This is a genomic window from Pseudomonas cremoricolorata, from assembly GCF_000759535.1.
GTDB classification, from domain to species: Bacteria; Pseudomonadota; Gammaproteobacteria; order Pseudomonadales; family Pseudomonadaceae; genus Aquipseudomonas; species Aquipseudomonas cremoricolorata_A.
Map to the genome: position 1 here is coordinate 190,880 of NZ_CP009455.1, position 12,027 is coordinate 202,906.

10 protein-coding genes are annotated in these 12,027 nt (G+C 63.1%); 4 read left to right on the forward strand and 6 right to left on the reverse strand.

Annotated elements, in window-relative coordinates; all coding sequences use genetic code 11:
* Window positions 1–142: 142 nt before the first annotated feature.
* Window positions 143–2,770, reverse strand: coding sequence for a phosphoenolpyruvate carboxylase (ppc, locus tag LK03_RS00910; protein ID WP_038410678.1), 2,628 nt, complete (start codon window positions 2,768–2,770; stop codon window positions 143–145).
* Between the two features lie 143 nt (window positions 2,771–2,913).
* On the opposite strand from ppc, the gene LK03_RS00915 reads away from it, so the two are divergent.
* From LK03_RS00915 to LK03_RS00930, 4 genes are all read left to right on the forward strand, one after another.
* Window positions 2,914–3,258, forward strand: a complete 345-nt coding sequence (locus LK03_RS00915) for a hypothetical protein (RefSeq protein WP_038410679.1) — start codon at window positions 2,914–2,916, stop codon at window positions 3,256–3,258.
* Between the two features lie 251 nt (window positions 3,259–3,509).
* Entirely contained in the window at window positions 3,510–3,923 is a 414-nt protein-coding gene (locus LK03_RS00920; protein ID WP_028695302.1) for a DUF4398 domain-containing protein, read from the forward strand.
* Window positions 3,924–3,973: 50 nt separating this feature from the next.
* Entirely contained in the window at window positions 3,974–4,756 is a 783-nt protein-coding gene (locus tag LK03_RS00925; RefSeq protein ID WP_038414543.1) for an OmpA family protein, read from the forward strand.
* A gap of 163 nt (window positions 4,757–4,919) precedes the next feature.
* Window positions 4,920–8,096, forward strand: a complete 3,177-nt coding sequence (locus LK03_RS00930) for a dermonecrotic toxin domain-containing protein (protein ID WP_167334480.1) — start codon at window positions 4,920–4,922, stop codon at window positions 8,094–8,096.
* A 58-nt stretch (window positions 8,097–8,154) separates the two neighbouring features.
* On the opposite strand, the gene LK03_RS00935 is transcribed toward LK03_RS00930, so the two are convergent.
* From LK03_RS00935 to LK03_RS00955, 5 genes are read right to left on the reverse strand one after another with little or no spacing between them, the layout of a single operon-like run.
* Window positions 8,155–8,466, reverse strand: a complete 312-nt coding sequence (locus LK03_RS00935) for a hypothetical protein (protein ID WP_038410681.1) — start codon at window positions 8,464–8,466, stop codon at window positions 8,155–8,157.
* The gene (locus LK03_RS00940) at window positions 8,463–9,386 is read right to left on the reverse strand and encodes an alpha/beta hydrolase (RefSeq protein ID WP_038410682.1); all 924 of its coding nucleotides are present in this window, start codon (window positions 9,384–9,386) and stop codon (window positions 8,463–8,465) included. Before LK03_RS00940 ends, LK03_RS00935 begins: the two co-directional genes overlap by 4 nt.
* Window positions 9,358–10,635: a flavohemoglobin expression-modulating QEGLA motif protein gene (locus LK03_RS00945; protein WP_038410683.1), complete on the reverse strand. Its 1,278-nt coding sequence runs from the start codon at window positions 10,633–10,635 to the stop codon at window positions 9,358–9,360. Before LK03_RS00945 ends, LK03_RS00940 begins: the two co-directional genes overlap by 29 nt.
* 24 nt (window positions 10,636–10,659) lie before the next feature.
* Window positions 10,660–11,205, reverse strand: coding sequence for a hypothetical protein (locus tag LK03_RS00950; protein ID WP_038410684.1), 546 nt, complete (start codon window positions 11,203–11,205; stop codon window positions 10,660–10,662).
* 27 nt (window positions 11,206–11,232) lie between these two features.
* Entirely contained in the window at window positions 11,233–11,949 is a 717-nt protein-coding gene (locus tag LK03_RS00955) for a TetR/AcrR family transcriptional regulator (protein ID WP_038410685.1), read from the reverse strand.
* Window positions 11,950–12,027: the final 78 nt, after the last annotated feature.

Sequence of the window (12,027 nt, forward strand, 5' to 3'; positions counted from 1 at the left end):
TGTCAGGCAGACAAGCATCCCAAAGTGGCAGGAATGCCCCCCTTGCGACCCAGCGTCGCAGGGGTTGCGCCTGGTGCCACCCTGGCGCGGCCCGGCCACTGGCGACCGACCCGGGAAGCGCTGTGCGCAGCCGCGCGATGCCTCAGCCAGTATTACGCAAGCCCGCGGCGATGCCTGCTACGGTCACCAGCAAGGCCTGCTCCAGCGGGCTGTCCAGAGCGGCTTCGCGGCCTCGGGTGCGGGCCAGCAGTTCGGCCTGCAAGCGGTGCAAGGGGTCGAGGTAGGTGTTGCGCAGGCGGATAAACTCCAGGGTGTCGGGGCTGTGGGCGAGTAGCACCGACTGCCCGGTAAGCCCCAATACCAGCTCGCACGACTGCGACAATAGGTCGCGCAAATGACTGCCTAACCCCAGCAGGTGCGGTTGCACCAGACGTTGGTCGTAGGCCTCGGCGATTTGTGCGTCAGCCTTGGCCAGAACCATCTCCAGCATGTCGATGCGGGTGCGGAAAAACGGCCACTGCTCACGCATCTGCCCCAGCAGATCGCCCTCACCGCGTGCCAGCGCATTGTCCAGGGCCGTTTCCCAGCCGAGCCAGGCCGGCAGCATCAAGCGCGTCTGAGTCCAGCCGAAGATCCACGGAATCGCCCGCAGGCTCTCGATTCCGCCGGCACGCCGTTTGGCCGGACGACTGCCCAACGGCAGACGGCCAAGCTCCTGTTCCGGCGTCGACTGGCGGAAGTACTCGACGAAGTCCGAGTTTTCCCGCACCACCTGGCGGTAGGCAGCCACCCCATCGCTGGCGAGCTGATCCATGACCTGGCGCCAGGCCGGCTGCGGCAAGGGCGGCGGCAGCAGGGTCGCCTCCAGCACCGCCGCCAGGTAAAGGTTGAGGTTCTGCTCGGCAATGCCCGGCAGACCGAACTTGAAGCGGATCATCTCGCCCTGTTCGGTGGTTCGGAAGCGCCCGGCCACCGAGCCGGGTGGCTGCGACAGGATCGCCGCATGGGCCGGTCCACCGCCGCGTCCCACCGTGCCGCCACGGCCATGGAACAGCAGCAGCTCGACATCGTGTGCGCGGCAGATGTTCACCAGGCTTTCCTGGGCGCGGTACTGCGCCCAGGCAGCCGCCGTGGTGCCGGCATCCTTGGCCGAATCGGAATAGCCGATCATCACTTCCTGCGGGCCTTGCAGGCTGGCGCGGTAACCCTGCAACTGCAGCAGTTGCTCGATCACCGGGCCTGCGTTGTCCAGATCAGCCAACGTCTCGAACAACGGCACCACACGCATCGGCCGGGTCAGACCGGCTTCCTTGAGCAGCAGTTGCACGGCCAGCACATCGGAAGCTGCACCGGCCATGGAAATCACGTAGGAGCCCAGCGAAGCCGCAGGCGCCGACGCCACTTCACGGCAGGTGGCGAGCACTTCGGCGGTGTCGTCCTCGGCCTGGAAGTGCGCCGGCAACAGCGGCCTTGGATTGTTCAGCTCGGCTTGCAGAAAGTCCATGCGCTGCACCTCGCTCCACTGGGCGTAGTGGCCAAGGCCGAGGTAGGCGGTGATTTCCGACAGCGCGTCGCGGTGGCGGCCGGCGTCCTGGCGCACGTCCAGGCGTACCAGGAACAGGCCGAAGGTCACGGCTCGGCGCAAGCAGTCGAGCAACGGGCCGTCGGCGATTACCCCCATCCCACAGGCGTGCAGCGAGGCATGGCACAGTTGCAGCGGCGCGATCAGTTGCTGGTTGTCGACCAGTACCTCAGGCCCGGCGGGCTGGGTGACCTCAAGGCTGGCATGGGCCCAGGCACGGGTGGCTCGCAGACGCTCGCGCAGTTGCTTGAGCACCGCCCGGTAAGGCTCACGGCTATCACCGACCTGTTCGCGCAGCGCCGCGCTGGCCTGCTGCATGGACAGCTCGGCAGCCAGTGCATCGACGTCGCGCAGGAACAGATCAGCGGCCATCCAGCGTGCCAGCAGCAGCACTTCACGGGTGACCGAGGCCGTGACGTTGGGGTTGCCATCACGGTCGCCCCCCATCCACGAGGCGAAGCGGATGGGCGCAGCCTGCAGCGGCAGCCGTTGCCCGGTGGCGGCGTGCAACGCCGCATCGACCTTGCGCAGATGGTTGGGAATGGCCTGCCAGAGTGAATGCTCGATCACCGCGAAGCCCCACTTCGCTTCATCCACGGGCGTGGGTCGAGTGCGACGGATTTCCTCGGTATGCCAGGCCTCGGCGATCAGCCGCTGCAAGCGCTCACGCACCTGCTGACGCTCGGCCTCGGTGAGGTCCCGGTGGTCTTGTGCAGCCAGTTGCGCAGCGATGGCGTCGTATTTCTGGATCAACGTACGCCTGGCCACTTCCGTGGGGTGTGCAGTGAGGACCAGTTCGATCTGCAACTGCGCCAACTGCTCGGCCAGGCCCCGTTCATCGTGCCCGGCCTGCTTGAGTCGGGCGAGCAGTTCGGGCAGCACGCGGGCTTCGAACGGTAGGGGCTGATCGTCGCTGCGGCGGTGGATCAACTGGTACTGCTCGGCAATGTTGGCCAGGTTGAGAAACTGGTTGAACGCCCGCGCCACCGGCAGCAACTCATCGTCAGCCAGGCTGTCGAGGGTGCTGCTCAGCTGTTCCCCGGCACCGCTGCGGTCGGCCTTGGCGCTGTGGCGAATGGCTTCGATCTTCTGCACAAATGCTTCGCCGTGCTGCTGACGAATCGTTTCACCCAATAGCTCGCCCAGTAGATGGACGTCTTCGCGCAAGCGCACATCGATATCGGTCATCAGCCCTTCTCCCTTCGAGGAAACCGCTTACCCCCAAGAGTGCCCACGGCGGGGTGCCCAAGGCAAGCCGAGCGAATCGCGCGCAACTAACCCGGTGCAGGTTCACTCACAAGCAATGTCATGACACACCCCTGGAGGTCACCGTGAAAATCCGCGAACTTGCCCAGCACTGGGAGCAAAACGCCAAGGGCCGCCTGAGCCCGACCAGCCACGTCCTGCATCTGGACCTGGAGGCTGAAGCGCGCCTGGCGGCGCTGATCGACATGTACCCCAAGCGTACAGCTCAGGAGTTGCTGGGCGAACTGGTCGGCGCCGCACTGGAAGAGCTGGAAGAGAGCTTCCCCTACGTCAAAGGTCAGCAGGTCATCGCCACTGATGAGGAAGGTGATCCGCTGTATGAAGACGTCGGCTCCACCCCACGTTTTCTCGCCCTGTCCAAGCAGCATCTACACAGCCTGGATGGCCAGGCCGACGACGAGAAAAAGTGATGGTCAACCGCCGCTGGCTGCGCCGACATACCCTTGGGCAAGCGGTAAGTTCCGTGCAAAAACGCCTGACCAATCAGTCAGGGAAAAAGATCGTTAGCGCGCGAATTTATCGGAACTATTCAAAAAACGCCTCGGTCACAAACGGTAGCCATCACGGCAAAACCCTGTAAATGCGGGCGTTGCGGCGCTCGGGAGCATCAGGGAAACAGCGATGGATCCACTGCGGACATCGTCGTTATCAGGAGTGACCAATGGAGTTGACCACCATGAAGACCCGCATCGCAAAACCTTCTTCCTTCAACATGCGCGGGCTCAAGCTGGCCGCACTGGCCCTGGGCAGCAGCCTGGTGCTGGCCGGTTGTGCTGGCAAGCCCCCGACCGAGCAGTACGCCGTGACCCAATCGGCGGTCAACTCGGCGGTCAGCGCTGGCGGCACCGAGTTCGCGGCGGTCGAGATGAAGGCAGCCCAGGACAAGTTCAAGAAAGCTGAAATCGCCATGCACGACAAGAAGTACGAAGACGCCCGAATCCTGGCCGAGCAGGCTGAGTGGGATGCCCGCGTAGCCGAGCGTAAAGCTCAGGCCGCCAAGGCCCAGAAGGCTGTACAGGACGCCCGTCAAGGGGTTCAGGAAGTGCGTGAGGAAGGTATGCGCGCCGCTGAATAAGCCGCGTTTTCCGACCCTAAGCCTTCGTTAACGATCAAAGGATGAACACCATGCGCAAACACGTAATGATCCCTGCCCTGCTCGCTCTGAGCGTTGGTCTGGCTGCCTGCTCCCACGACCCGAACCCTAACCTGGAATCGGCTCGCAGCAACTTCTCGGCGCTGCAAAGCGACCCGCAGTCGAGCAAAGTCGCGGCCCTGGAAACCAAGGACGCCCAGGATTGGCTGAACAAGGCTGACAAAGCCTACATGGATCGCGAAGACGACAAGAAGGTCGACCAGCTGGCCTACCTGACCAACCAGCGCGTTGAAGTCGCCAAGCAGACCATCGCCCTGCGCACCGCCGAAGCCGAGCTCAAGGGTGCAGCTGCCGAGCGCGCCAAGGCCCGCCTGGACGCCCGTGACGCGCAGATCAAGAAACTGCAGAACGAGCTGAACGCCAAGCAGACCGACCGCGGCACCCTGGTGACCTTCGGCGACGTGCTGTTCGACTTCAACAAGGCCGAGCTGAAAAGCAGCGCCCTGCCGAACATCACCAAGCTGGCGCAGTTCCTGAGCGAGAATCCGGAACGTAAGGTCATCGTCGAGGGTTACACCGACAGCGTTGGTTCCGACAGCTACAACCTGTCGCTGTCCGACCGCCGCGCTGGTGCCGTTAGCACTGCCCTGGTACGTGCCGGTGTCGATCCATCGCGCATCGTTTCGCAAGGCTATGGCAAGCAATACCCAGTGGCTGACAACTCCAGCAACTCGGGCCGTGCGCAGAACCGTCGTGTGGAAGTTACCATCTCCAACGACAACCAGCCTGTCGCACCGCGTTCGACCATCCGCTAACCGCGTAGGTTGAATACAAGAACCCCGCCTTCGTGGCGGGGTTTTTCGTTCCGGCGCATACGCCTTTGGCAGCGACGGCAACGCCCCAGGTGTCACATCTCTATTGCCGATGTATTCAAGCCATGGCGCACGGTGGGGCTTCCAGCCATCATCGAGTACGAACATGGACTATCAACCACAACACCCCGAATACCCTGCCCCTGGCGAGCCCTTCTCTCCAGAGCCCGCCAGCCATCCTGATCGTGTCTTGTCGCCCGGCGAATACGACCTGCTGTCGATCATCCCTGCCACGCCAGAAGAAGACGAGGACATCCTGCTCTCGATCAGCCAGGCATTCGAACGTGAGCACATCTCGCTGCAAACACCCCACCAGTTCGCCGCCCAGACCCTACGCACGCTTCTCGATCAGCACGCTATCGAAGATAGCGCGGATGATTTGATTCTGGCGACGCTGTACATCGACCAAGTGCATATCAAAGAGTCTCCCTGGAAAGCGCAAGTAGCCCACGCCATGACCTTGCCACAGGCGATGCTGGCCAATTGGCAACAGCGTGGCAGCGGTGATGCGCTCGATCATCTCGGGCATCCGATGGCCTGGCGCACGGCCGGTTACCCGATCAGTGAGCTGGTCACGCTGGGACCTGCCGAGCTGGCAGACAGTGAAGCGTACGATGCGGTGTATCGGCGCACCTCGCCGCAGGTCTATGGCCCAGACAACCAGATCGAGCTCGATCCTGCCACTTTCCAGCGGGCGGTATGGGACGCTGATCTGCAAGGCAAGTACATCGGTTATCTGCGACGCTTCTGGAGTCAACACGAGAGCATCTACCACCTCATGCTCAAGGGCAATGTCGTGCGGGCCACCTTGCTCCAGCGCGAGGAGGGCAGTCTCAGTGAGGCCCATGCGCAATTGGTGCTCAACAGCATGATGTTGCACGCAAACACCAGTTGGTCGGGCACTTCGATGCGTTATTTCGTCGATAACCCGATGTCTGCGCGGCATCAGGTCAGGCCGTTGCAGATCCATGGCTATACGGCCACGGACATCATCAGCTTTCAAAAGCAGGGTGAAGACGCTGTCGTGCTGTACATCCCTGGCAATGCCTCCCCACTGCACGGCTTCGCGTCTGTGCAAGAGCTGCGTGAGTGGATCGGCCACACCTGTCGCGACCCGCGCAAGCGCGCCGTGCTGGCCAGCCACTTCAGTCGCAAGGATCGTCGCGACGGAGTCTTCTACAGCGGTGTAGACACCGCGCTACGGGGCCTGGGTGCATATCCCGAGCGGCTCGACGACACTACCGGGCTATGGTCGCTCAGCAGCACCATCAACCTGGCAGCATCGCTCTACCCTTACACGTTCTCGCGTGTCCGTGACGCCATCAAGAGCCGTCTTTACAGCGATGCAGACTACGACATCACCACTCAGGCCGACTACCAGCGCAAGCAGGTGGCGTATGGCCTTGGGACCGCGACCAACGTTGTCGGCGCCATCGCCCTGGTGGTGCCGGCTCTGGATACCGTAGCCGCAGCACTGGGTGTAGCCCTGCTCGCGGTAGGTGCAGGTCAGATGATCGCCGCCAAGGACGCCACCGAGGTCGTTCAGGGCGGGCAACGTCTGGCCTTCGGTTTGCTCAATGCGCTACCGCTGGTCGGCAAGGCCAGTCAACTGCTGGCGGTCAGAGAAACCTTGCAAGGTGCAGCGCTGGAAGCGGCCGACATCGCCGAGGCCGCCGGACAACGCGAACTGCTGCAAGCCAGCGACATTTCCCCCCAGGCAGACGCCGGCGCACGCTGGCCACTGATCGCCGAGTTCCAGACCCAGCGGCCTGTACTGGACAGCCTTGCCCCTGAACTGAGGGCGCGTCTGGCAGAACTCAGGGTGACACGTGAGGTACATGTCAGCGGTGGCGGTAAAGGCGTCTTCGTCGACGACGGCAAGCTCTACATCAACCTGCGCAAGGATGTGTACCGTGTGCAGTGGCTCGAACACGAACAGCAACTGCGTATCTGTGCCGAGGATGATTCGGCCGCGCACGGGCCGTTCATCACAGCGCTGGAAAACGGCTACTGGGATATCAATCTGCGCTTCGGACTACGCGGTGGTGCCTCTGCCCGGGAACTGCCCGTGCAAGACCTGCCGGTGCAGCATGTCGATGACATCCAGCGCCAACCGTTGCTGCCGCGCATCGAGACCACGTTGGCGCTCGATGACATCAGCGAACAAAGCGATGGTTATGGCGCTACCGTGCAATTGACCCGTCGTCAGGCGCAAGGGCTGGAGATCGATCAGCGAATTGTCGAGATGCCCGTGTGGTACGACGCCGATGCTGCAGCCTGGCGTCTGTACTTCCAGGACCTGTATCTGTGGCGGGAAAAGCTGCCGCTGCGCGACAAAGTCCGCTGGCGGGCAGGAAGCGCCGAGCAGTACGAGCAAGTACGCGAACACTTGCCGGCCGAGACCCTGTTCGCAGACTACCGCTTCCCTGACCTGCCGCAGCTGCCGCAGTCGATCGAGCCCATTGCACGTGAAGTGCACATGATCTGGGTCGGTGACAAGCCTGTACCGCACAAGATCGCCTGGAAGCTGCGCAAGAACCTCGACAAGGGAGGCTACCGCTTCATCATGCACTTGGACAATGATCCAGGCGTGCTGGAAACCAATCGTGCGTTGTGCGAGTCGCTGGGGATCGAGGTGCAAGACCTGCGCGAGCAAGATTTTTTCACCCGTTTCAATGAAAACGATGAGGGACAGGGCTACCGGTATTTTCGGAATCCGCAAAGCCCAGCGCGCAACTATGCAGCCGCAGCGGATTTTCTGCGCTACCGGCTGATCGAGGAATACGGTGGGTTGTACATGGACGTCGACGACGAGTTGGTCAAGCTACCGGTCACGCCGCTGAATGCAGCGCCGCATGATGTCTTGCTGGGGGGCTGCTACAAGATGCCGTGGAGCGGCAAGGTCCGGGTGGGCAATTCGCACTTCGCCAGCCACCCTGGCAACCCGGTGCTCAAGCGCATGTTGCAAACGGCCAACGAACGCTTCCAGCTGTTACCCGAGGCGTTTCTGGTCACACCCCGGCCTGTGCAAGAGGGCCAGGAGCTGAATGCGCACATGCAGGTGATTTCGTCGCTGGCGGGGCCGGACGCCTTCCATCAACTGCTGGAAACCACGCGACCTGACTACCTGTCGTTGATCGACTATGTGGAGGGTCATTCGGCTGTCCGCTCTGAGGCCTACGACGCATTGCACCGAGAGACCCTCGATCACTACTTTCCCTTCAGGTTGAACGGCCCGGCAGCGATCATGCCTGGCAGCGCCCACTCGTGGATCAGCCACTGATCAGCTGATCCCCACGCACGCCACGGCAGAGTTCAGGTGCTCTGCCATGGCACAGGCTTCAGAGCGGGTCCTGCACGCAGCGCACCGCACGCTTGCGGTTGTCCACCAGTACGCCGGTCAGACCTTTCTGCTGGGTATCGAACAGCACCAGCACACCCTCGATGCAATGGGCGACCTGTTCGGCTGGGGCCAGCGAGACTTTGTAGTCCTCGCCGGGCACGGTCTTGAGCATGGTGTAGTCCTGCAGCAGCAAGGCATCTTCAGGTTTGGCGAAATGCAGGTAGCCGTAGTACCAGAGCGCACCGACGGTGACGAAGATGCTCGCCAGGCCAGTCAGGATCAGCGGGATGGCGTTGCGTTCTTCGCTCATTGCGGGGCTTTCTCGTCGGGGTAGTTGGGCACTTCGGCCAGACGCCGCAGGCCGTTGAAATGCGTGGGGTCGTCCATGAAACGCAGCATCACCTGGCGCCAGTTGGGGTCGGCAAAGGTCTGCACATGGCCGCCTCGGGTCAACTGCAGCACGCGTGGGGGCGGCGCGTGCTGGTACAGGCGGATGCCGTTGTCCAGCGGCACCAGGTTGTCGTCGATGCTGTGGAAAAACAGTTTGGGCGGGCTGTCGAGGCGTTCAATGGAACGGATCGCGCTGTCGCCGTCAGGCACCAGCCAGGCCAGTGGCACCTGCAACGGCCAGGTCAGCCAGGAGGTGCCGAGGGCGTAGCGGCCGACATCGCGGTAACTGGCCGGTACGCCATCGAAAATCAGCGCCGTAAAACGCCGGCGCTGCTCGGGGTGTTGCGCCAGGTAGTGAATCGCCAGAGCGCCGCCCAGGCTTTGGCCGAGCAAGAACCGTGGCGTGCCGCGTACTTCAGGTGCCTGGTCGAGCCAATCGAATGCCGCCGCCAAGTCCTGATACACCGCCGGCAGGCTTGGTGTGCCCTGCGAAAGGCCATAGCCGCGGTAGTCGAGCATCAGCACCTGATAGCCCTGTTCGGGCAGCCAGTAACTGCCGCCCAGGTGGCCCGCCAGGTTGCCGCCATTGCCATGCAGGTGCAGCACCGTACCCTTGACCGCAACCCCCTGTTTTGCCGGCAGCCACCAACCATGCAGTTTCACGCCATCGGCGGTGGTCAAGCTCACATCACGCCAGGCGATGCTGGCCCGCTCGGGGGTGAACGGCTGGCCTGGCTCGGGGTAGAACAGCAGGCTGCTGCAACCGGCCGAGAGTAGCAGGGCGCCGGCGACGAGCAGACCGCGCAGGCGCTTAGAGAATGTTGGCGTAGTCGGCTTCAATGCGGTCGAGGCTCAGGTGGTTGAGGAAGTTGGAGAAGCACATCCAGGCCGACAACGCATTGAGGTCGCGGAATTGCTCGGGCAAGTACTTGGGTGGCTCGACCAGGCCCTCTTCGACCAGTTGGCGCAAGGTGCGCATGTCTTCCAGGGTGGTCTTGCCGCAGAACAACAGCGGTATCTGCTCCAGCTTGCCCTTCTTCACGGCCAACTGAATGTAGTTGTAAACCATGATGAAACCCTTGAGATAGGACAAATCCTTGGTGAACGGCAGGCCGTTGGGCACCGAGCCACGGAACACCCGGCTGGCATTGCTATAGCTGTTGCCCAGGTCGAAGCCCTGCTCGCGGAAGAAGGCATAGACCTGCATGAAGTCGGCGCCCTCCTCGACCATGTGGATGGCGCGGGTGCGGTTGGTCAGCTTGCGCAGGCGGCTGGGGTAGGAGGCGAAGGCGATGACTTCCATCAGAATGGCCAGGCCTTCCTGGGTCACCGTCGAAGAAGGCGGACCCTTGGCAAGGAAGGTGCAGATCGGCTGATTGAGGCCGTTGAGTGTGGTGCCGACGTGCACCAGCCCTTCGTGGACCTCCAGCGCACGCACGTCGCGGCTGTTGAAGCGAGCATCGGCGCGCACCTTGATGTAATCGGCGCCGGCTGCTGCATCGGCGACGATGCCATCGGACTCGAACACGCGGATGGTGCCCTCGGCCTCACCGAACACCGTATTGAGGCGCCGCTGGAGAATCTCCACTGCCTGTTTGGCACTCAGGTCCTTGGCTTCGTCCTTCAGATCACCGCGACCATCGATGTTGTCCAGGTAGTTCGACAGCATCAAGCCCAGGTCCGCCAGGGTCGGATCACCGGCGTGGAAGGCATCGGATGCGGCGCCGTACAGCTCCTGGGAAATCAGCCCGAAATCCTCGGTGCCCCGCGCTTCGAGCATGCGCACCACCATGCGGTATTCCTTGCACATGCGCCGCATGATCTGCCCGACCGGGTTGAACTGCCCCAGACGCCGGGTGATGTCACGCTCGATGGCCTGGAACTCGGCCTTCACCGCGCTGGAGTCAAACCCCAGCGGGCGGTTCTGGTAGTAGGCACGGTCGACGGCCGGAGGCGCCTTGCCCTTGGCGTCGAGGAAGGCCTGCTTGATGCTGTCGTCCCACTTCACCGCATCGAGCACACGAATCGGTGTCTGCGCGGCGACGATGCGGTCGGACAGCGCACGAATGGTCTGCTGGTATTCGTCCATCGAGGACTCCTTGAAGCGCCGGAATCACTGCCCCGTGCGCTGAAAACGGGCGGCCTCGACGAACAGGTCGGTGTTGGCCGAATCATCCAGATAAGCCTGGACCTGGGCAATCGGACTGTCGATGCGCATGCCCGGGCCGTCGTCTGCGACGGCCTCGAGGGCATGGCCCTTGAGCTCACCGGCCGCGACTGCCTGCCTGATCTGCTCGACATCCAGACTGTAGATCACCAGCTCACGCTGCCCCACCAGGTCGAAGCCTGCCACGGTGAAACCTGAACCGAAGGCTGCCGGGACGGGTGCCGAGAGGTACCAGCGGTTACCGCGCTGCACCACCGTGAAACGATGACGCTGGGCCGCCCTGCCCTGGGCCTGGGTGGTGGCGGTGTAGGCGCCGGCCTTGTCCTGGCTGATGTTCAGGGTCAGCGATTCACCCCAGGCATCCTGGCTGCGCCACTGTCCGAGCAGCCCCTTGGGCGCGCTGTCGGCGCCCGGCAAGGGTTCGTCGAAGGTCACCAGACAACCGCCCAACAACAGAAATGACAGGGCCAACAGCGCACGCCAGGGGTTCATCGGCTTCTCCAGAAAGAGGGTCGCGTCTTAGCCAGCTGCCAGCACCAGATGCAGGTAACGGCTGAGGATCGCGAGCATTTGCCCATCGTCAGGCGTATCGGCCTGACGCAGCAGGCCCTGATACTCCATCTGCTCGATGATCGCCGTCAACACCAGGGCGTCCTGCTCGGGCTGCGGCGAGCCGATCACCTCGAGCATCTGTCGCGCACCGTGCAGCAAAATTTGCTCATGGGCGCACACCAGTTCGGCCAGGCGCGGGCACAGCAGCGCTTCCTGGCGGAACGCCTGCTCGGCGATGAGAAAATCACGCCGATTGAGCAACTGGCGACTGACATAGTCGGCGGTCATCTGCGCGATCTCGTCGGCCAGCCGTGCCCGCGCGGCGAGGCTGCCGTCACCGCGGGCGATCAGCTCACGCAGCACGCCCTCGGTGGTCGCCCACAACTTGGCCATGTAGTCGGCGCTGCGCGCCACGTACTGGGCGAAGGTGTCGGTGAGCAGGTCTTCGATGTCCTTGAAGTAGTACGTCGTGGCCGACAGCGGAACCTGCGCCTCGGCCGCCACCGCACGGTGACGCACACCCCGCACGCCATCACGCACGACCACGCGCATCGCCGCATCGAGAATCGCCTGGCGACGCTGCTCGCTGCCCTGGCGGGCGGTCTTGCGACCTTGGTACTGCACGTTTTCAGCGACGGCGCTGGCGATGCCGGCGGCGCCCTGGGAGACAAGTGTTGGGGGCACGGCTCAACCTCAGTAGAGTGGCTAGCTGCAAGCTGCAAGCAAAAGCGGATACGCACTCGGCTTTGGCTTACAGCTTGC